The organism is Paenibacillus oryziterrae, assembly GCF_042610485.1.
Taxonomy (GTDB): domain Bacteria; phylum Bacillota; class Bacilli; order Paenibacillales; family Paenibacillaceae; genus Paenibacillus_AQ.
Genome location: NZ_JBGJZO010000001.1, coordinates 26,967 through 47,071 on the forward strand (window position 1 = coordinate 26,967; position 20,105 = coordinate 47,071).

Genomic DNA, 20,105 nt, shown 5'->3' on the forward strand with positions numbered 1-20,105 from the left:
TATTACGTTTATTCATTGATGGGGGGGTGATTGAAATGGTTGATGTACTGTCACAAAATGAAATTGATGCTCTGCTGGCCGCGCTATCATCCGGTGAAATGGATGCCGATGAACTAAAAAAAGAAGAATCCACTAAGAAAATTCGTTCTTATGATTTTAAACGGGCTGTACGTTTTTCAAAGGATCATATTCGCAGCCTTACGCGGATTCATGACAACTTTGCCCGCTATCTTACGACGTACTTTTCAGCCCAATTACGCACCTTTGTACAAATCAATGTCGTTCAGGTAGAGCAACTTCCTTATGATGAGTTTATCCGCTCCATCCCTAAAATGACGATTCTTAATATTTTCGAGGCGGAGCCTCTTGAAGGCAGAATGGTAATGGAGGTTCATCCGAATATTGCCTTTGCGATGCTGGATAGACTGCTTGGAGGCTTTGGAACAGCACCTACCAAGATAAACGTATTGACTGAAATTGAAACTACTATTATGGAGCGGATCTTCAGCAGATGTTTTGAAAGTCTTCGTGAAGCTTGGAAAACAGTGCTTGATATAGAGCCTCGAATGGAAGCTTTGGAAACTAATCCGCAATTTATGCAGATAGTTTCCCCCAATGAGACGATAGCACTGATCTCTCTTAGCACTAAAATAGGTGATACCACAGGAATGATTAATCTTTGTATCCCTCACGTTGTGCTGGAGCCTATCATGTCCAGACTCTCGGTCCATCAATGGTTTGTTTCGGAGAAAAAGTTACGGGACGCAGACGAATTGGAAGTGATCAAGAACAGGGTACAGCGGGCTCATCTCCCGATTGTTGCCGAACTTGGAGAATCTAATTTATCTATCTCTGAGTTTCTTGGGCTTAATATTGGTGATGTAATTTCTCTGAATAAAACAGTTGATTCCGGTCTGTCGATCAAGGTGGGTAACAAGCTGAAGTTCATTGGAAGTCCGGGAATGATTAAAGACCGGGTTGCCGTGCAAATAGATGAGATTGTTCACGAAGGAGTTGAGGAAATTGACGAGTAAGGATTATTTATCCCAAGAAGAAATCGATGCTCTTTTGAGGCAATCCGCGGAAGGCACGATGAGTGCGCCGGTTAAAACGGTTAACGATTTTTTAACTGCTTTTGAACAGGATGCACTGGGCGAAATTGGAAACATCACCTTTGGCAGTGCGGCTACCGCGCTTTCAACTCTTCTCGGGAAAAAGGTTGATATTACAACCCCTCAGGTTTCCATTATTACCCGCAATGAGTTCGAAGAAGCTTTTCCAAAACCCCACGTGGCCATTCATGTTCAATATGTGGATGGATTCCAGGGGATTAATTCACTCGTAATCAAAATCAGGGATGCGCAGGTTATCGCCGATTTGATGCTTGGAGGGGAAGGGGATCCCAAAGACGAGGAATTAAACGAAATTCATATCAGTGCAGTGCAGGAAGCAATGAATCAAATGATGGGTTCATCGGCCACCTCAATGTCGACAATATTCAACCGATTCGTTAACATTTCACCACCTGGGATCGATATTCTGAACATGTCCAGCGGTGAAGGTGTCGGAAGCTTGCCTGATGATGAAACTTTAATCCGTATATCTTTCCGATTGAAGATTGGCGATCTTATCGATTCAACAATCATGCAGCTTCTGCCAGTCGCCTTTGCGAAAGATATGGTTACCATGCTTCTAGGTGATGTCAGTGCGATGGAACAGGAAGTAGCACCATCTGCTCCGGCAGCTCCACCTAGCGCTCCAGCGGCAGCCGCAGCACCTCCAATGGAGCAGCAAGCTCCTACGTATCAGCAGCCACCAGCGGGTCAGCCACCGTATTATCCGCCGCCGCAAGGGATGCCGCCGTATCCGGGAATGCCGGAAGGTGGATACTATTATCCTCCGGCAGGTATGCCAGCATATGGAATGCCGGGCATGCCACCATACGGTATGCCGCCTCAGGGAATGCCTTACGGGCAAGCTCCTGGACAGCTCCCACCGCAAAATAATGCACCAAACCGCAACGTAAATGTGCAGCCGGTACAGTTCGCAAATCTTAACGGTGGAGCTTTTGGCAATATTGACGAAAATAATTTAAATTTATTGATGGACATACCACTGAGAGTCACCGTAGAATTAGGAAGGACCCAAAAGCAGATCAAAGATATTTTAGAGATGTCTCAAGGTTCTATCATCGAGCTGGACAAGCTTGCCGGTGAACCCGTGGATATTCTAGTGAATAATAAATTGATCGCCAAAGGTGAGGTCGTGGTAATTGACGAAAACTTCGGCGTACGCGTCACGGATATTGTCAGCCAGTGGGACCGAATTCAAAAATTACAATGAGCATAAACTAGGGAGGATTTTGTAAAAATGGCAAATCGAATTCTAATCGTGGACGATGCAGCATTTATGAGAATGATGATCCGTGACATTTTGTCGAAGAACGGATTTGAAGTGGTGGGCGAAGCTCAGGACGGTTCTCAGGCAATTGAGAAATTTAAGGAATTACGTCCTGACCTGATTACGATGGATATTACCATGCCTGAAATGGATGGAATCGCTGCCCTGAAAGAAATAAAGAAAGTTGACGCCAATGCAAAAGTAATTATGTGCTCAGCCATGGGCCAGCAGGCTATGGTTATTGACGCCATTCAAGCAGGGGCTAAGGACTTTATTGTGAAGCCTTTCCAAGCTGACCGTGTAATTGAAGCAATCAACAAAACATTGGGTGTATAGGAATCTGATAGGATGAACGATCCCGGAACTCTGGGTAACAGTAGCCCCCTGCTGAGCTTACTTAATGTTATTCTTGTCCTTGCAGTTATTATTGTACTTATTGTATTGCTGATCCGCTTCTTGGGTCGTCGCAATCAGATGTTGACCGGGGTGCGGTCTATGCGCACGCTCGGTGCTATGGGGCTCGGGCCGAACAAATCGATGCAGATAGTTGAGATTGGTAATAGCCTGTACCTGATCGGGGTAGGTGAGGATATATCCTTATTGGATAAAATCACCGACCCGGTTGAGGTAGCTATGGTTATCGCGGCTTTTGAGGATCCTTCCACTGGACAGAGCAATCCTCTCTTGCCGCTGATATCCAAGCTCAAAAGCAAGCTGCGCGGTGAAGTGGAGTCACAAGAAATTGATCTGAATGAGACCTCAACTTTTTATGAAACTCTGCAATCCAAACTTCGCTCTAATCCAGAGCGTAAAGAGAAATTAGACGAACTGCTTTCGGACGATATCAACAAGAATGAGTCGAGGGATCTATGAAAAAGAAACTTATCCTTGCTGTTCTTCTACTGGGGATCATCAGTCTGGTAGCCCTGCGTCCGACATATGCCGAACCTATACCAAACATTGATATTCAGATCGGTAATGGCGGAACAAATGATACAAGTTCAATATCCATACTGCTCCTAATTACAGTGATCAGTATTGCTCCGGCCTTGCTTGTTCTTATGACGAGCTTTACCCGAATTATCATAGTACTCGGATTTGTTAGAACTGCGTTGGGGACTCAACAAATGCCTCCCAACCAGGTTCTGGTAGGGCTTGCATTATTCATGACGCTATTTATAATGTCACCTACGATTGCTACAGTGAATGAAAATGCACTGCAGCCGTATATCAAAGGAGAGATTACCCAGACTGTAGCGTTTGAGAAGGCCGCTGATCCAATGAAGGCGTTTATGTTTAAACAAACGGACTCCAAGGATCTGCTGTTGTTCATGAAATATAATGGATATACCGGCTCTGCAAAACCGGCTACGTATTCTGATATTCCACTTACAGTAATGGTGCCAGCTTTCGCAATTGGGGAAATGAAAAAAGCGTTCACTATGGGTTTTATGATATTCATTCCTTTTTTAGTAATTGATATTGTAGTGGCTAGCACGCTCATGGCGATGGGTATGATGATGTTACCACCTGTGATGATCGCATTACCTTTTAAAATTTTACTCTTTGTACTGGTAGACGGCTGGTACTTGGTCATTAAATCACTATTAGTAAGCTTTAACACCTGATTGCTAAGGAGGCAAATGATATGAATACGGACTTTGTAATCGGTCTGGCAGGCCAAGCCGTATATATCGTGCTTCAAACTAGCGCGCCAATGCTGATTCTGGGTCTGGTGGTAGGGCTGATCGTAAGTATTTTTCAAGCGACAACACAGATTCAGGAGCAGACTCTTGCATTCATACCGAAAATTGTTGCGGTTATGCTCGCGCTGCTGATATTTGGTCCTTGGATCTTGACGAAATTGATCGATTTTACAAGCCAGATTCTAGGCAACCTCGATCAATTTATCGGTAGATAAAAGCTATGGAGACGATTCTGCAGAGCTTTCCCGTCTTTCTGCTTATTTTTTGTCGAATTACATCATTTTTTGTTGTAGCGCCTGTTTTTTCTTCAAGAGGTGTACCCACAAGATTCAAAATTGGACTTTCTTTTTTTGTTTCTCTTGTTATCTATAGCGCTAGAGCAGATGTAACCGTTATACCGCAGGATCTGAGTTATGTTTTACTGATCTTCAAGGAAGTTCTAATCGGGTTGATGCTTGGATTTGTAGGTGTCTTAATATTTACTGCTATCCAGATAGCTGGAGGGTTTATCGATATCCAAATCGGCTTTGCGATTGCGAATGTTATTGACCCTATGACCGGAGCATCCTCACCCATTACGGGTAACTTCAAATATATGATCGCGCTTCTTATGTTTCTGGGTATGAACGGACATCATTATATGCTTGATGCAATTATTTACAGTTATAATTGGATTCCCATCGATAATGATTTGTTTATCCGAATGGTAAGTGGAAACCTGTCCGATTTTATGATCCGTACGTTTTCGCAATCGTTTGTGTTGGCTTTTCAAATATCGGCTCCATTGGTAACTGCATTGTTTCTTACGGATATCGGGCTTGCCTTTCTGGCCAGAACGGCTCCGCAGTACAATGTGTTTGTCATAGGCGTACCGCTAAAAATCATTGTTGGACTTATACTTCTTTTTTTGCTAATGCCGAGTCTGGCAGTGTTGTTCCAAAGCCTGTTTGACATTTTGTTTGAATCAATGCATAACTTACTGGGCGTGATGGGGAATAATCCGCAATCACCTTAAGAGGAGGATATCATGCCGCGGCCGAATCGCTATAAATTGGATCTTCAGTTATTCGCCGGTGAAAAAACGGAAAAAGCCACCTCTAAAAAGCGTGGAGATGCCCGTAAACAGGGACAGGTTCCCAAAAGTGCTGAACTCTCAAGCTCGGTGGTTCTGCTGTCGGCTGTGCTTTCCTTAAGCATGTTTGGAGGATTTATCAAAGAACGTCTGATGGCTTTATATACAGATATATTTATGAATAGATTATCAATGGAATTAACTACTGATAATGTAACAACGTTGCTTAGTGACTATGGGTTACAAATATTTATTATACTTGCCCCATTGCTGGGGATTACCTTTGTTCTTGCAATTGTCGTTAACGTGGCGCAGGTGGGATTCTTGACTGTAACTGAAGGATTGACACCCAAGTTCAGTAAGCTCAATCCAATCAAAGGTCTTAAAAATATCTTTTCGATCCGCTCACTAGTTGAGATGTTAAAATCAATCTTCAAACTTTTGGTTATAGCATATCTGGTATACAGCACAATATGGGCTCAGAAAGCCAACTTTTCTTTACTCTCTCATATGGACCTGGAAGCTATCTTTAAATTTGCGGCAGGCATGACCCTAAGTCTAGGTACCAAAATTGGAGCAGCATTAATTATCATGGCAATTCTGGATTACATCTATCAACGTTATGAGCATGAAAAAAGTCTTAGAATGTCTAAGCAAGACATCAAGGATGAATACAAGCAATCAGAGGGCGATCCCCTCATTAAAGGGAAAATCAAGGAGCGGCAACGGCGGATAGCGATGCAGCGAATGATGCAGGAGGTTCCTAAGGCTGATGTAATCATCACCAACCCGACCCACTTTGCAGTTGCTCTCAGGTATGACGGCTCCCAAATGGATGCTCCTGAAATCGTGGCCAAAGGTCAAGATTATGTAGCTCTTCGGATTCGTGAACTGGCTAAGGAACATGGAATTATGACAATGGAAAATAAACCGCTGGCAAGGGCTCTTTTTCAAAGAGCAGAGATCGGGGATACAGTCCCTGCCGATCTGTTTCAGGCAGTTGCCGAAGTGCTGGCTTATGTATATAGGCTTAAAGGAAAGACTAGATAAGACGGGGGAGGTCAAGACCAGTGAAAGCAAAAGATCTGACAGTTCTACTGGGTATCATCGGTATCGTGCTGATGATGATTCTTCCGATCCCGGAATGGCTTCTGGATGTTCTTCTTGTACTCAATATATCAATAGCGTTAACTATTATCCTCGTAGCAATGAACACGAAAGAGGCTCTGGAATTTTCAATATTCCCTTCGCTTCTGCTTATTACGACATTGTTTCGATTGGCCTTGAACATCTCTACAACCAAACTAATTTTGACCCATGGTCATGCTGGTGAAGTTGTATCTACTTTCGGAAGCTGGATTGCCGGTGGACAGATCGCAGTTGGTTTTATCGTGTTTCTGATTCTGGTGGTTGTACAGTTTATCGTTATCACCAAAGGTTCAGAACGTGTGGCTGAGGTTGGTGCCCGATTCACACTCGATGCGATGCCCGGTAAACAGATGAGTATTGATGCTGACCTTAATGCTGGTATGATCAACGAACAGCAGGCCCGTGACCGCCGCCAAAAGGTATCGCAGGAAGCGGACTTCTATGGAGCCATGGATGGTGCCAGTAAATTCGTTAAGGGAGATGCCATCGCGAGTATTATTATCCTCCTGATCAATTTGATCGGAGGATTTATCATCGGAATGACCATTAAGGGTCTTACTTTTCAAGATGCGATCTCCACTTATTCTATACTGACTATTGGTGATGGTCTGGTAAGTCAGATCCCGGCTCTTCTGATATCAACAGCTTCAGGTCTTATCGTAACGCGTGCAGCTTCTTCAGGCAATCTGGCTGAGGACCTAACCAAGCAATTAACATCCTATCCCAAGCTATTATACATCGTGGCTGTAACCGTGGCATTTTTAGGGTTGTTCACCCCGATCCAGCTTATAACCACTCTCCCGCTCGCAGGGTTGTTGGCATATGCTGCTTACCGGATGGGACTAAATTTAAACAAAAGACAAATGGCCGAGGAGCAGCTTGTGGAGGAAAAACAGATCGAAGAGGTGCGAAGTCCGGAGAGTGTCATCAATCTGCTCACTGTTGATCCGATCGAATTCGAGTTTGGCTATGGCCTAATTCCACTGGCCGATACAGGTCAAGGTGGCGATTTACTGGACCGAATTATTATGATCAGGCGGCAGTGTGCTCTAGAAATGGGACTTGTAGTACCTGTGATTCGCATTCGCGACAATATTCAACTAAAACCGAATGAATATGTCATCAAAATTAAAGGAAATCAAGTTGGCGGTGGTGAATTATTACTTAATCACTATCTTGCCATGAGTCCAGGATATGATGATGAGTCGATAAATGGGATTGAAACTGTGGAACCATCGTTTGGATTACCTGCGTTATGGATTGATGAGTCCGTTAAGGAACGCGCGGAGTTGTCGGGGTACACAGTGGTAGACCCACCATCTGTTGTTGCCACGCATTTGACAGAATTAATTAAGCGATTTGGTCACGAGTTACTTGGCCGCCAGGAAACAAAGATGCTAATCGACAATCTTCGCGAAAATTATCCTATTTTAGTGGATGAGCTCATTCCTTCTGTACTTGCAGTCGGAGATATTCAGAAGGTACTGGGCAAACTGCTCCGCGAGAAGATCTCCATTCGAGATCTGGTGACAATTTTCGAGACTCTTGCTGATTACGGCACCTATTCCAAAGATCCGGATATTCTGACTGAATATGTACGCCAGTCGCTGTCCAGACAGATTACTCAGCAGTTCTCTCAAGCCGGTGAAACCTTGCGTGTGATTACCGTGGGGCCGTCACTTGAGAAAAAAATCGCCGAAAGCGTGCAGCAAACGGAGCAGGGCAGTTATTTAGCTCTTGATCCTGTTTCTACTCAAACCGTGTACCAGCGGCTGATGGAACAAATCAACAGGCTACTGCAGGCTGGACAACAGCCTATTGTACTGACCTCTCCTACAATCCGCATGTATCTGCGGCAGGTTATTGAAAGGACTATGCAGGATATTCCTGTATTGTCCTATAGTGAGCTTGAACCCAATATTGAAATTCAAAGCGTTGGAGTGGTGAATTTATGAGAGTGAAGCGTTACGTGGTCGACACGATGCCGGACGCCATGCAATCCATTCGCAGCGAGCTTGGAAGCGACGCCGTCATCTTAAGTACCAAGGAAATCAAGGTCGGAGGTTTTCTTGGGTTATTTAAGAAAAAGAAGATAGAGGTTGTAGCTGCGGTTGAAAAGGATCAGAAGCGTACAAATATTGAAAGAACGGCTCCTTCACTCAGTGTTCCGAGAAGTGCTGTACCGCAAGCATATGCCAAGGCATCCGCTCCTCAACAGGTACCAGAGGCGAAGAAGCCGGTAGAAAATCGTAATTATGCAGAATTCGCTGCGGCTTTAACAGATGCGGTTGGGGTGCAGGCAAGCGTAGCAGTTCTGCAAGAGTCTAGGGAACTAGAAAGCGTTAGTGAGGTAACAGAGTCCAATTTGCCTGAGCAGCCTGTCTCAGATAAAGCATTCAAAGCCTCTGTATCTGCTCTATATGAATCAATGGGGGTAGAGCATACCCCAGCCGTGTCCTCAGTGCTGGATAGCGAAGTTCTGCAAGAAATAAGAGATATGAAGCAGTGGATGGAGCGAATGGCAAGGCAGGCATCGGGCAGAAAGGACCTCCCTGAACCACTAGAAGCGATTAGAGAGCGTCTGATCGATCAGGAGCTGGATACTGTCCTGATTGAACAATGGATTGATGCGATTTTTGAACGATGGACTCAAGAGGGCGGCAAGTGGCTGCAGACACAGTTTGAATATTCATTTAGAGAGCAGATCAATCAATTTCTTTCAGGCAGAATCGGTAACGGAATTCAGAAGGATACACGAATATTATATATTGCTGGACCAACCGGTGTAGGTAAGACAACTACAATTGCTAAGCTTGCTGCAGAGCAACTATACAAAAGAGGGCGTAAGGTCGGGCTAATTACTTCTGATACTTATCGGATTTCAGCGGTAGATCAGCTTAGAACTTATGCATCAATTCTTAATGTTCCACTAGAAGTTGTTCAGTCCCCTGGCGATATGCAGCGTGCATTGACTCGGCTTGAAGGCTGTGATCTTATCATAATGGACACGGCGGGCCGCAATTATCGCAATGAGATTCTTGTAGCTGAACTGCAGAGTCTATTAGCCAAAGAAATGCTAAGCGAGACCTATCTTGTGCTAAGCATGACTTCAAAAAGCCGTGATATGAAAGTTATCACAGAGCATTTTAGCAAGTACAAGCTGAATAGAGTTATTTTTACCAAGCTTGATGAAACAGGAAGTTACGGTCCTTTATTTAATCTTTTGAAGGACTTTCCGCTTGGATTATCATATCTCTCGAATGGCCAGAATGTACCTGACGATCTGCTAATGGCTTCTGATGAACTACTGGGAAGTATGCTGTTAGGAACAGGAGGGAAATGATGGATCAGGCGCAATCCCTAAGACAGCTTGTATCCAGCCAAGGTCCCAAAATTGGAAGTAGTGAAGGGAAATCCGCCCGTATTATCACTGTATGCAGTGGAAAAGGCGGAGTCGGGAAATCGAATTTCACCCTAAACTTCGCGCTTACCTTGAAGGCCATGGGACGGAAGGTCCTTCTGTTCGATGCCGATATCGGAATGGCAAATATTGATGTTCTGATGGGTGTTACAGCGAAGTTTAATTTGTATCATTTACTTAAGCGAGAAGCACAAATTGAGGAAATTATCCAATTAGGCCCCAATTCTCTGCCGTTTATAGCTGGCGGATCAGGAATGGATGAATTATTTTCCTTATCAGATTCGGATTTGAACCATTTCACATCCCAAATCAGCCAAATTGCTGATAGTATGGATTATATCCTCTTTGATACCGGAGCAGGCCTTTCGAAAGAGACGATGAAGTTTATTACTTCAGCAGACGACTGTCTGGTAGTCACCACTCCGGAGCCAACGGCTATCACCGATGCATATGCTTTAATGAAGGTCGTTCATAATTCGCATCCTGAGGTTTCCTTTAAGCTGATAGTAAATCAGGCTGGTGATGAGAAGGAAGCAACTATGACAAGTGACAAGATACGCATGGCTGCAGACCGCTTTTTGCAGATGAACATTCCTTTTCTTGGTTACATTAGTACAGACTCACATGTAGTACAAGCTGTAAAGAAGCAGGTACCATTTACGATGGCATTTCCGAATAGTCTCGCAGCTAAGGATATTCATAGACTTGCGCTCAGCTATCTGTCGCTTGGTCCAGAAGAAAACTCTAAAATGCAAGGCATTAAAGGATTTATCAGTAAGTGGTTAAAGCGTGGTAAATAAGTGTTCTGAAATATGGGAACAGAGGTGGAAATGTTATGGAGCCATATAAAGTATTGGTTGTAGATGATTCAGCATTTATGCGCAAAATCATTTCCGATTTGATTGAAAATGACGCTGACTTTCGAGTAACGGCAACGGCTACAAACGGTCGTGAGGCTATTGACAAGATTAATGAGCTCGCTCCGGATCTTGTAACAATGGACGTGGAAATGCCGGAAATGAATGGCTTGGAAGCGCTGAAAATAATAATGGCTACTCATCCTCTTCCGGTGATTATGCTGTCTGGAATTAATGAAGAGGGGATGAAGGAGACCATACTGGCTTTGGAGTCAGGTGCGTTTGACTTTATCCGCAAGCCTTCTATTTCAAATTCCCAGGATATCATTAGCGTAGGGGAATCGCTGCGGGAGCAAATGAAAGAAGCGATGCTCGCAAAGCAGCAGAGAGAAGCTAGAGCCTCCGCTTTTAAAACCGCGGAAGTTGAAATACCAAAAGAAATTGAGCCGTCTGTTCCTGACGTTCCATCAGAGGAAGTCCGGCCTGCCAAGATTCTTAAACCGGACGAAGGGGCTATTCGTTCACCGGGAAATGTATCTAAACTCAGTCCTCCTGAGAGAAAACCTTCTTCACCGGGCAATTTCAGGGAAAAGGTGCCCAAGCCGGTTAAACCTTCAGTTCTGGACAAGAAATCTAAGAGTAAACTGGAACCTGTTAATGATCCACCTAAACCAGGGTTCGAGAAACCGGTTGTTAAGCCGAGAGCTGCAGCAAAATCTGTTCCTCCGGTTCCGCAGTATCCTCCTGTCGCCGAAGCACTTCCCGACATACCTGTATACGGCGGGGACAAGAGAATCGCGGGCAAAGAGGGGCTCCGGAAGCTTGTAGCTGTTGGATGCTCGACAGGAGGACCGCGAGCGCTTAAGGCGTTGCTGGAAAATATTCCAGCGGATTTTCCCGCACCGATAGTTATCGTGCAGCATATGCCGCCTAATTTCACTAAATCACTTGCCCAGCGACTTAACACCTTCAGTCCTTTAGTTGTGACAGAAGCTGAGCAAGGTATGGTATTACGGCAGGGAACGGCATATATTGCTCCCGGCGGGTACCATATGAAAGTTACCCCAAGTACCGGGGGGCAGTATACGATTAACTTAACTAAGGAAGATGCCCGCAATGGTCATCGTCCTTCAGTGGATACATTGTTCGAGTCCATTCTTCCATTGACGTTACTTGAGCGCCATGCCGTAATTATGACAGGGATGGGAAGCGACGGAGCTAAAATGATGAAGTCACTCTATGATTCAGGTGTAACATCAACCTTTGCTGAAAGTGAAGAAACCTGTGTTGTATATGGAATGCCGCGTTCAGCGGTGGAGTTGCAGTGTGTTAAGCATATCCTGCCTTTGCAAGAGATTGCTCCAAGGCTGGTGCAAGTTGTCAAGTAATGGAAAAGCGAACTCACGAGGAGGTGTCTCACAATGGACATGAACCAATACTTATCCATGTTTATTGATGAGTCAAATGATCATCTGCAGTCTTTAAACGAAAATATGATGGGACTTGAAGCAAACCCTGAGGATCTAAGTATCGTTCAGGTGATTTTCCGGTCTGCCCATACCCTTAAAGGTATGGCTGCCACAATGGGATATGAAGATTTAGCTTCACTTACGCATCAGATGGAGAATGTGCTCGATCTGGTTCGGAATAGCAAACTTCGTATGCAGGATTTTATTTTTGATACTTTGTTTAAGAGTTTGGATGCCCTTGAATCTATGGTGCAGGATATCACAGGCGGTGGAGACGGGAAAGCGGATGTTTCATCCATTGTTTCTTCACTTCAAGCTATCGTGCGTGGAGAGAATCCAAATGCCGCTGCGAGTCCAACTTCTGGAGCAGCAGCAACACCCGCAAAAGCAGATAACCTTTCGATCGTTCTTGACGAATTCCAGTTCTCTGTGCTGGAGCAATCGATACTTGAAGGGCATAAGGTCCTTTATGTAGATGTAACGATACGGAAGGATTGCCAGCTTAAAGCTGTACGTGCTTATATGGTATTTGATCTGCTCGAAAGATCCGGCGAAGTGGTAAAGTCTTTTCCTTCTGTTCAGGATATCGAACAAGAGAAATTTGAGCAAAGCTTCTCGCTATACTACATAACTCAAAAGGATGCCCCGGAAATTGAGTCGATGATTCTCAACCTTTCCGAGATTGAAAAAGTTACTGCAGTTGCGCTTGATGCAGAATCCTTGCAGCAAATGGGACAAGATGCTAGTGCAAGTTCTGCATCAGCAGCTACTCTTGAGGCTGTACCAGTAGCAGGAAATACTGCGGTATCCGCTCCTGTTCCTGTAGCTTTGAAAGAAGAAAGTGCAAAAACAGTGACTAGACCTGCCACTGGAGGCGCTCCTTCAAGAACGATTCGTGTTGATATTGAACGATTGGATGTTTTGATGAATTTGTTCAGCGAACTCTTGATTGACCGTGTCCGTCTGGAACAGTTGGCTTCTGAAGCACAAAATCAGGACCTAACGGAAACTGTTGAACATATGAGCCGGGTCAGTGCAGATTTACAGAATATTGTAATGAAGCTGCGGATGGTGCCTGTGGATACAGTCTTCAATCGTTTTCCTCGTATGGTTCGTGATCTAGCTAAGTCTCTGGATAAGAAAATTGAGCTTATCGTTACTGGTGCTGAAACAGAACTTGACCGGACAGTTATCGATGAAATCGGTGATCCGCTGGTTCACTTGCTGCGTAATGCTGTAGACCACGGCGTAGAGTCAGTAACCGACCGTATTGCAGCTGGCAAACCGGAGACAGGTACGATCAATCTTCGTGCATTCCATAGCGGCAATCACGTCTTTATTGAAATTGAAGAAGACGGAGCAGGGATCTCACGTGAAAAGGTTCTGAAATCGGCCATCAAAAAAGGAGTAGTTACTAAAGAAGAATCGGCTAATCTTACCGACTCTGAAGTGTACCAGCTTCTGTTCGCTCCTGGATTTAGCACAGCTGAAGTTATCTCTGATATTTCTGGACGCGGTGTTGGTCTGGATGTGGTGAAGTCAAAGATCACTTCACTTGGCGGAAATGTGACGATTCACTCAGAATTTGGTAAGGGCACCAACTTCTCAGTTCAACTTCCACTGACACTGTCAATTATCGCGGCTATGCTTATCAAAGTGGGGTCAGAGAAGTATGCGATTCCATTATCCTCCATAGTTGAAACCGGTATTGTGAAGCGATCCCAAATTCGGACGATTCACGGTACCAAAATGCTAGAATTCCGAAATTCGCATATTCCGCTTGTTTCTTTGAGTAAGATCTTTTCAGTTCCAGATTTCGATGAGAACACCGAAGATGAGACGGAAATTGTGGTTGTCCGTAAAGCAGACCGTTTGGTCGCACTAGCGGTACAGGATTTTATCGGACAAAATGAAATTGTAATCAAGAATTTGGGTAAATACTTGCCTGAAGTTCAAGGGATTTCAGGTGCAACGATTCTTGGTGACGGGCAAGTCGCACTTATTATTGATCCGAATGCTTTTTTCATTAAATAACTAGGATAGAACAGGGAGGTTCATTCCATGGCTGCAGATATTAAAGTAATCGTGTTTAAACTAGGCTCAGAGGAATACGGAATTGAAGTTGAAAAGGTGCAAACCATCGAACGCATGATGCCAATTACCCGAGTTCCTAAAACGTACTCTTTTATCAAAGGTGTTATCAATCTTCGCGGAGTGGTTATTCCGGTTATAGATCTTCGCGGCCGTTTTGGCATAGAAGAGGCTGAACACAGTGATCAGACTCGTATCATTATCGTTACGGTCAACGAGATGGAAGTCGGATTTATTGTTGACTCGGCGAATGATGTTATCGATTTGGATCGCGACTCCATCGATACACCACCGGATGTAGTTGGAGGAATAAAGGCTAAATATCTGGATGGAGTAGCAAAGATCGGAGAAGATCGGCTGCTTATTATGCTAAACCTGTCCGAAGTGCTTAACAGAAGCGAAATCGTGCAATTGGAAAGCCTAGAGGATTAATTTATGGAACTGTTCAAGCATTTGAAGGATTTCAAAATGGATGTGCTTAAGGAAGTTGGTAATATCGGAGCTGGGAATGCTGCTACTGCACTTTCCCAGCTCCTGAATAAACCGATTGACATGGCTGTCCCCAAAGTACAGCTTCTCAGTTTTGAGGAGATTACGGAACGGGTCGGAGGAGCGGAAAAACTGGTATATGCAGTTTTTCTGCGTGTCGATGGGGAAGCTCCTGGCAATCTTTTCTTCATTTTATCTCCGGAAGCGGCGAAGAATTTGCTTAGCCGTATTGCAGGCATAGAAATCTCAGAGGGCGATGAGTTGGATGAGATGGAGTTGTCTGCATTAAATGAGATTGGCAATATACTAGCAGGTTCTTATTTATCTTCTCTGGCTGATTTTACATCTCTTTCTATGTATCCTACGGTTCCGGCACTGGCAATGGATATGGCAGGTGCGATTCTTGGTTATGGACTGTTGCAATTCGGTCAGATGGGCGATAACGCCTTATTAATCGATACAACGTTTATTGAGGGCAATGACGAAATAGAAGGTCAATTCTTCCTCATACCTGACCCTGAATCTTTTCCGAAAATTTTCAAATCATTAGGAGTACCGTTTGAAGATGATTGAGGAACAAAGTATTATCAAGGTAGGGATGGCTGATCTCAATGTAGGAAGCCAGGAAAGCTTGGTCCGGACAACAGGTCTAGGCTCCTGCGTTGGATTAACCTTGTATGATCCCGGAAAGAAACTTGCCGGGTTAGCTCATGTGATGCTCCCTTCTTCAGACATTGCAAGGGAGGGACAGATGAATATCGCTAAGTTTGCGGATACGGCTGTGCCTGAGCTTTTATCCCGTCTTTTGGAGCTTGGAGCCACACGCAGCAGGATTGTTGCCAAAATGGCCGGAGGATCTCAAATGTTTGCATTCGCCGGAGGTAACGATACAATGAGAATTGGACCCCGCAATGTTGAGTCCTGCAAACTTGCACTTCAAGCTTTAAACATCCCTCTTATCGCTGAGGATACTGGCGGCAGTTATGGCCGTACTATTGAAATCGCCTGCAGCACCGGAATTCTGTATATCCGAAGTGTGCAAAAAGGCGCCAAGGAAATATGATGATCGGGAAGATGAGGTTTAATGTCCTGTTCGGATTGATAGGTTTTGTATTTACCTTTCTGGTTTCTATTGGCAATAATTTATTGATGACCAGTTTACTACGTGGCTTATTCGGGTTTATTCTGTGGTTTATGCTTGCTTTTCTCATACGATGGGTATTAGGTGTCATATTTACTCAAGCACCCAAGCCGGAAGAGGGATCTTCCACAATACCTAACAACAATGAGGGGCTTGGCAATTCTTTTGATGTGATGACTCCTGATGAGGATGAAGAATTAAAGGACCTGCTGAAACCTAAGCCGGGTCAAGGGAGTGGCGATGAACTGGGATTTAAGCCATTGCAGCCCCCGAAACTGGTCTCAACATTAAATCCTGAAGAATTGGCTCAGGCCGTTCGTCACCTGAAAGAAGAATAAGCGGTAGCTGTGGCGAAATCGTTTAAGCCGGATAGCAGGCAGGGTTTCGCCTCCGCATAAGCCCGCTGACTAAACTTTGGGAAGGGTGAAATCTATTGAACGAGCGTAAAGCTTCTCAATTGGATACTGACAGGCTGTGGGAACAGTGGAAAGAGCACGGAGATCCGGAAGCCAAGAAAATGCTGATTGAGAGTTATCTCCATATTGTAGATTATGTTTCTAGCCGTCTGGCGGTAGGTCTGCCCAAAAATGTATCTAAAGAAGATCTCGCCAGTAACGGGGTCATGGGGCTAATTGACGCCATTGAGAAGTTTGACTATAAACGCGGCCTTCAATTTCAGACCTATGCCTCTTGGCGGGTCCGCGGGGCGATTCTGGATTCTTTAAGACAAAGTGATTGGGTACCCCGTTCGGTTCGAGAAAAAGCCAAAAGAATTGAAGAAGCATATCAACATTTGGAACAAAAGTACTTAAGATCTGTTACCGATGAGGAAATGAGCCGTTATCTCAATATCAGTGAAGATGAATTTCAGACCATGCTTCAGGATGTTTCGGTCATGACGCTTTGTTCCCTCGAGGATCCGATTCGTGAAGAAGAATCAGAGACACGTATGTCCTTGCTGGTTGACGACAAAGCCAAGAATCCGGACCGTAAGGTAAATGAGTTCTACTTACGAGAAACACTAACAAGAGGCATTGAGAAATTAACCGTGAAAGAACGGACCGTAGTGTCCCTATTATATTATGAGGATTTATCATTAAGTGAGATTGCTGAAGTGATGTCTTTATCGCCTTCACGCATTTCGCAGCTTCACTCCAAAGCTATCTTGCGTTTAAAAGGGACTTTGGAGAAAAACAGGGATCTTCTGATGCAAAAAGATTAGTTGGTAAATGGCTTGGAGGGGGCAAAACTATGATCGGGCATTATGCTTTGAATCACTATATGAGTATTACGTTCTCCGAGGACAAAGTGATTGCATATCTTCAGTTCATCAAAAGAGAAGAGAATTTCACTTGTACCGTGGAAGATGTAGAAGGATTCTTGCAAAGCCACAATATTCGCTTCGGCATACAACGGAATATTATCGAGCGTTTAGCCAGTCATCCAGAGGAGTATTTCTTTAATAAAGTAACAATAGCCACGGGTAATTCTGCTGTAAGCGGAAAAGACGGACAAGTTATAATGGCTATTGATATGAATCATGGAACTGATCATAAGCCTCTGGAAAAAGAAGATGGAAAAGTTGACTATAAGGAACTGCTGCGACTGAGCAATATCCGTAAAGGCCAACTAATTGCCACAATCAAACCTCCACAGCCCGGTGTACCTGGGATGACGGTAACAGGTGAAGAAATACCTTGTAAAGCCGGGAAAGAAGTTTTCTTCAAAGTTGGTAAAAATGTTCTTGTAGATAACAATCAAACTTCCATGTACGCAGCTATTGATGGATTAATTACTTTAACTGATAAAGGTAAAATCAACGTGTTTCCGATCTATGAAGTTAATGGTGACGTTGACTATAGTGTTGGAAATATTGATTTTGTTGGCACTGTTGTTATTCGCGGTAATGTTCTATCCGGATTTACAGTGAAATCTGAAGGGGATATCCGTGTAGTTGGTGGTGTAGAAGGTGCAGAACTAATTTCCGGAGGATCCATCGAAATATCGGGTGGCATTATTGGCTATAACAAGGGACTTGTAAGCGCGGGACGCAATGTTAAAGTCTCATTCATTCAGGATGGTAATGTTGTTGCCGGTGAAGATGTAATCGTCTCCCAAAGTATTATGCATTCCAATATCCGTGCTGGCCGGGATGTGTTATGTAACGGAACAAAGGGTTTGATCGTTGGCGGTATTGTTCAGGCAGGTGAACGTGTTGTTGCACGAACAATCGGTAATACGATGTCCACTTCAACAGCTGTAGAGGTTGGCGTTCTGCCTGAGATGAGAAACGAGATCAATGAACTGCGAAATCAGCTAAAGCAATTGCTGGAGAATGCAGATAAGACAAATAAAGCGTTGTATTTATTAAATCAGTTGGCTTCGCATGGTCAGTTATCACCAGATAAAGTAGCTCTTCGGGTTAAGCTGAATGCCACGAAGCAATCTCACCTTCGAGAAGAATCCGTCATTAAAAGCCGAGTGCTTGAAATTGAAAGATTACTCGAAGATACAGGGAAAGCCAAAGTTGAAGTAATCAAAACGATCTATGGCGGTTCTAAGATTGTGATTGGCCGATATACACGATTTGTGAAAGACCCTACGGAACGAGTTGTTTTTAAGTACAGTGAGGGAGATATTACGATAGTTCCTTACATCTAACACCAGGCGGGCAGCGAGAGCGGCCGGCCATTATCTATGAGAAGGTGATTGCCTTGAGTCTAAAACCGGTGGAATTGCAAATTGCTTTGCCACGGTCAACCGAGGCGGCTAAACTTCATAATGATATGCAGCACCGGCCTTCCTTGCATCAACAGCAATTGGCTGGACAAAATGTGAAAAATAGCCTCGAGATGGCACAGCGCAGTACTGAGGTGGATGAGTCTTCGGAAGCATCCATACGGGATGACGGGGAGCAGGAGAATCATCAAGGAAGGCAGTCTTCATCAGGCCAAAAGAACAAGTCCGAGAAGTACCAGGATGCAAAACATCCGTATAAAGGACACAACATAGATTTTACAATGTAATCTTATAATTTATAAAGCCAAAGGAGACCAGACACTTGCAACCATGGGTGTATATTGTACTGCTTGGCGTTGCAGCTATCGCATATTCGCTGATGATGCCACGCCGTTCCAAACAGGAGAACTTGGAGCAGCGGGCTCTGAAGGAAACTGAGGCAGCTCTTGAAATGTACGTGGCAGATATTGAACGTGAAAATGAAGAAATCATTAATCTAGTAGGCAGTATTAAACAGCAGTCTCAAGCGACGCAGGGTGCTCTGCAGGAACAGCTTGTGGAGCTGAAAGCCCAGCTCGCAGAGCAGCAGCGTATTTCTGCGCAATTGGAGTCACGTCTAACCGCCGGAGAGAGCGGACTGTTGCAGCTGGCCATGTTAAGTAAAGGGCAACCTGATGCAGTTAATGAACGAATTGTACCGGAGAAGACGGAAAACAGCATTGCTGAAGAACAAACAGAACCCGCGAAACCGGTGAATTCTATCAAATTGCGTTATCCAAAACTGTTTGAGCTTAACGAGCAGGGGAAATCGATTGATGCCATCTCCAAAATAGTCGGACTCCAACGAGGAGAAGTACAGCTTATTTTGCAACTCTCCAAACAGGAGGAATCGCTGTGATCAAGAACCGTTCCTTTATGTTGGGACTTGGCGTCGGTCTGCTGGCTGGTGCTCTTTTGCTCCAATTAATGATTTCTGCGAGAGTAGAAGAACCTACTAAAGAGCGGGTCGCAGCGGATGCAGCCCGGCTTAATTTGAAGGTAGTTGGTGCAGAGGATGATTTGCTTACACGCGAGCAATGGGAGTCTCTTAAGACGACTGAAACGGACGATCCTTCGGCAAGTCAAGCTCCGTCCGGTACAGATACTGCGGCATCTCCTACTCCAGCAGCAACGTCAAAGAATGCGCAACAGCCAGATCAGGCAGTAAGTCCGTCAGAACCGGCTGCACCAAGCAGTGATGCGGTAGAAGAGCCTGAACAAGAGGCTGTATCTACTCCTAAACCTGCAGATGCACCCACCGGCACTGCCTTGGAAGACTCAATTTCATTGAGCATCCCTTCCGGCAATACTTTGAGTGATGTGGCCGAGCTCCTTACACAAGCGGGTGTTATAGAGGATACCAGTGCCTTTTTACGTGAGGCTGATAGCCGCGGGGTCAATACTAAAATCCAATACGGTAAATATGTATTTGCTAAAGATGAGAGTTTTGAATCCATCATTAAGAAGTTGATTACTTTGAAAAAATAGTATTCAACCGTTGCATCGGCTTGCAGATTGTGATATATTAATTG

Annotated in this window: 22 protein-coding genes; all 22 read left to right on the forward strand. The window is 44.5% G+C overall.

Annotated features, from left to right (window positions below; genetic code table 11):
• Positions 1–35: 35 nt before the first annotated feature.
• The 22 genes from fliM (at position 36) to ACAN55_RS00260 (ending at position 20,061) form a co-directional block, all read left to right on the forward strand.
• Positions 36–1,034, forward strand: coding sequence for a flagellar motor switch protein FliM (gene fliM, locus ACAN55_RS00155; RefSeq protein ID WP_379126543.1), 999 nt, complete (start codon positions 36–38; stop codon positions 1,032–1,034).
• Positions 1,024–2,343, forward strand: a complete 1,320-nt coding sequence (gene fliY, locus ACAN55_RS00160) for a flagellar motor switch phosphatase FliY (RefSeq protein WP_379126545.1) — start codon at positions 1,024–1,026, stop codon at positions 2,341–2,343. The genes fliM and fliY overlap by 11 nt, the downstream gene beginning before the upstream one ends.
• A gap of 27 nt (positions 2,344–2,370) precedes the next feature.
• Positions 2,371–2,736 (forward strand): response regulator, encoded by a 366-nt coding sequence (locus ACAN55_RS00165; protein ID WP_019910416.1) that lies wholly within the window; start codon positions 2,371–2,373, stop codon positions 2,734–2,736.
• Between the two features lie 12 nt (positions 2,737–2,748).
• Positions 2,749–3,273 carry a flagellar biosynthetic protein FliO gene (locus ACAN55_RS00170; protein WP_379126549.1) on the forward strand — a complete coding sequence of 175 codons (525 nt, stop codon included), beginning with the start codon at positions 2,749–2,751 and terminating at the stop codon, positions 3,271–3,273.
• A complete protein-coding gene (gene fliP, locus ACAN55_RS00175) occupies positions 3,270–4,028 on the forward strand; it encodes a flagellar type III secretion system pore protein FliP (RefSeq protein WP_379126551.1) in 759 nt (252 codons plus the stop codon). Before ACAN55_RS00170 ends, fliP begins: the two co-directional genes overlap by 4 nt.
• A 20-nt stretch (positions 4,029–4,048) precedes the next feature.
• Positions 4,049–4,321: a flagellar biosynthesis protein FliQ gene (fliQ, locus tag ACAN55_RS00180; RefSeq protein WP_379126553.1), complete on the forward strand. Its 273-nt coding sequence runs from the start codon at positions 4,049–4,051 to the stop codon at positions 4,319–4,321.
• 5 nt (positions 4,322–4,326) lie between these two features.
• The gene (fliR, locus tag ACAN55_RS00185) at positions 4,327–5,121 is read left to right on the forward strand and encodes a flagellar biosynthetic protein FliR (RefSeq protein ID WP_379126555.1); all 795 of its coding nucleotides are present in this window, start codon (positions 4,327–4,329) and stop codon (positions 5,119–5,121) included.
• Between the two features lie 12 nt (positions 5,122–5,133).
• A complete protein-coding gene (gene flhB / locus ACAN55_RS00190) occupies positions 5,134–6,228 on the forward strand; it encodes a flagellar biosynthesis protein FlhB (protein WP_379126557.1) in 1,095 nt (364 codons plus the stop codon).
• Positions 6,229–6,248: 20 nt separating this feature from the next.
• On the forward strand, positions 6,249–8,282 hold the full coding sequence (gene flhA / locus ACAN55_RS00195; protein ID WP_379126559.1) for a flagellar biosynthesis protein FlhA: 2,034 nt from the start codon (positions 6,249–6,251) through the stop codon (positions 8,280–8,282).
• Complete coding sequence (gene flhF / locus ACAN55_RS00200) at positions 8,279–9,670, forward strand: flagellar biosynthesis GTPase FlhF (protein WP_379126561.1); 1,392 nt, start codon at positions 8,279–8,281, stop codon at positions 9,668–9,670. Before flhA ends, flhF begins: the two co-directional genes overlap by 4 nt.
• Positions 9,667–10,548: a MinD/ParA family protein gene (locus tag ACAN55_RS00205; protein ID WP_379126563.1), complete on the forward strand. Its 882-nt coding sequence runs from the start codon at positions 9,667–9,669 to the stop codon at positions 10,546–10,548. The genes flhF and ACAN55_RS00205 overlap by 4 nt, the downstream gene beginning before the upstream one ends.
• Before the next feature lie 35 nt (positions 10,549–10,583).
• Entirely contained in the window at positions 10,584–11,993 is a 1,410-nt protein-coding gene (locus tag ACAN55_RS00210) for a protein-glutamate methylesterase/protein-glutamine glutaminase (RefSeq protein WP_379126565.1), read from the forward strand.
• A gap of 33 nt (positions 11,994–12,026) precedes the next feature.
• On the forward strand, positions 12,027–14,108 hold the full coding sequence (locus tag ACAN55_RS00215) for a chemotaxis protein CheW (RefSeq protein ID WP_379126568.1): 2,082 nt from the start codon (positions 12,027–12,029) through the stop codon (positions 14,106–14,108).
• A gap of 27 nt (positions 14,109–14,135) precedes the next feature.
• On the forward strand, positions 14,136–14,597 hold the full coding sequence (locus ACAN55_RS00220; protein ID WP_379126570.1) for a chemotaxis protein CheW: 462 nt from the start codon (positions 14,136–14,138) through the stop codon (positions 14,595–14,597).
• A gap of 3 nt (positions 14,598–14,600) precedes the next feature.
• Positions 14,601–15,227, forward strand: coding sequence for a chemotaxis protein CheC (locus tag ACAN55_RS00225; RefSeq protein ID WP_379126573.1), 627 nt, complete (start codon positions 14,601–14,603; stop codon positions 15,225–15,227).
• Positions 15,220–15,717 (forward strand): chemotaxis protein CheD, encoded by a 498-nt coding sequence (locus tag ACAN55_RS00230; RefSeq protein ID WP_379126575.1) that lies wholly within the window; start codon positions 15,220–15,222, stop codon positions 15,715–15,717. The genes ACAN55_RS00225 and ACAN55_RS00230 overlap by 8 nt, the downstream gene beginning before the upstream one ends.
• Positions 15,714–16,133, forward strand: a complete 420-nt coding sequence (locus ACAN55_RS00235) for a hypothetical protein (RefSeq protein WP_379126577.1) — start codon at positions 15,714–15,716, stop codon at positions 16,131–16,133. The genes ACAN55_RS00230 and ACAN55_RS00235 overlap by 4 nt, the downstream gene beginning before the upstream one ends.
• Before the next feature lie 95 nt (positions 16,134–16,228).
• Positions 16,229–17,017, forward strand: coding sequence for a FliA/WhiG family RNA polymerase sigma factor (locus ACAN55_RS00240; RefSeq protein ID WP_379126579.1), 789 nt, complete (start codon positions 16,229–16,231; stop codon positions 17,015–17,017).
• Between the two features lie 29 nt (positions 17,018–17,046).
• Positions 17,047–18,456 carry a flagellar assembly protein A gene (locus ACAN55_RS00245; protein ID WP_379126581.1) on the forward strand — a complete coding sequence of 470 codons (1,410 nt, stop codon included), beginning with the start codon at positions 17,047–17,049 and terminating at the stop codon, positions 18,454–18,456.
• Between the two features lie 44 nt (positions 18,457–18,500).
• Positions 18,501–18,821: a hypothetical protein gene (locus ACAN55_RS00250; protein ID WP_379126583.1), complete on the forward strand. Its 321-nt coding sequence runs from the start codon at positions 18,501–18,503 to the stop codon at positions 18,819–18,821.
• Positions 18,822–18,856: 35 nt separating this feature from the next.
• On the forward strand, positions 18,857–19,432 hold the full coding sequence (locus ACAN55_RS00255) for a hypothetical protein (RefSeq protein WP_379126585.1): 576 nt from the start codon (positions 18,857–18,859) through the stop codon (positions 19,430–19,432).
• On the forward strand, positions 19,429–20,061 hold the full coding sequence (locus tag ACAN55_RS00260; protein ID WP_379126587.1) for a hypothetical protein: 633 nt from the start codon (positions 19,429–19,431) through the stop codon (positions 20,059–20,061). The genes ACAN55_RS00255 and ACAN55_RS00260 overlap by 4 nt, the downstream gene beginning before the upstream one ends.
• The last annotated feature ends 44 nt before the right edge of the window (positions 20,062–20,105 follow it).

Bases quoted from the DNA above. Each gene is read 5' to 3' on its own strand.
- ACAN55_RS00170 (WP_379126549.1), top strand. From the start codon at position 2,749: ATGAACGATCCCGGAACTCTGGGTAACAGTAGCCCCCTGCTGAGCTTA.
- fliR (WP_379126555.1), top strand. From the start codon at position 4,327: ATGGAGACGATTCTGCAGAGCTTTCCCGTCTTTCTGCTTATTTTTTGT.
- fliQ (WP_379126553.1), top strand. From the start codon at position 4,049: ATGAATACGGACTTTGTAATCGGTCTGGCAGGCCAAGCCGTATATATC.
- ACAN55_RS00225 (WP_379126573.1), top strand. From the start codon at position 14,601: ATGGAACTGTTCAAGCATTTGAAGGATTTCAAAATGGATGTGCTTAAG.
- fliP (WP_379126551.1), top strand. From the start codon at position 3,270: ATGAAAAAGAAACTTATCCTTGCTGTTCTTCTACTGGGGATCATCAGT.
- ACAN55_RS00230 (WP_379126575.1), top strand. From the start codon at position 15,220: ATGATTGAGGAACAAAGTATTATCAAGGTAGGGATGGCTGATCTCAAT.
- ACAN55_RS00210 (WP_379126565.1), top strand. From the start codon at position 10,584: ATGGAGCCATATAAAGTATTGGTTGTAGATGATTCAGCATTTATGCGC.
- ACAN55_RS00215 (WP_379126568.1), top strand. From the start codon at position 12,027: ATGGACATGAACCAATACTTATCCATGTTTATTGATGAGTCAAATGAT.
- ACAN55_RS00235 (WP_379126577.1), top strand. From the start codon at position 15,714: ATGATGATCGGGAAGATGAGGTTTAATGTCCTGTTCGGATTGATAGGT.
- ACAN55_RS00245 (WP_379126581.1), top strand. From the start codon at position 17,047: ATGATCGGGCATTATGCTTTGAATCACTATATGAGTATTACGTTCTCC.
- fliM (WP_379126543.1), top strand. From the start codon at position 36: ATGGTTGATGTACTGTCACAAAATGAAATTGATGCTCTGCTGGCCGCG.
- flhF (WP_379126561.1), top strand. From the start codon at position 8,279: ATGAGAGTGAAGCGTTACGTGGTCGACACGATGCCGGACGCCATGCAA.
- flhB (WP_379126557.1), top strand. From the start codon at position 5,134: ATGCCGCGGCCGAATCGCTATAAATTGGATCTTCAGTTATTCGCCGGT.
- ACAN55_RS00165 (WP_019910416.1), top strand. From the start codon at position 2,371: ATGGCAAATCGAATTCTAATCGTGGACGATGCAGCATTTATGAGAATG.
- ACAN55_RS00220 (WP_379126570.1), top strand. From the start codon at position 14,136: ATGGCTGCAGATATTAAAGTAATCGTGTTTAAACTAGGCTCAGAGGAA.
- ACAN55_RS00205 (WP_379126563.1), top strand. From the start codon at position 9,667: ATGATGGATCAGGCGCAATCCCTAAGACAGCTTGTATCCAGCCAAGGT.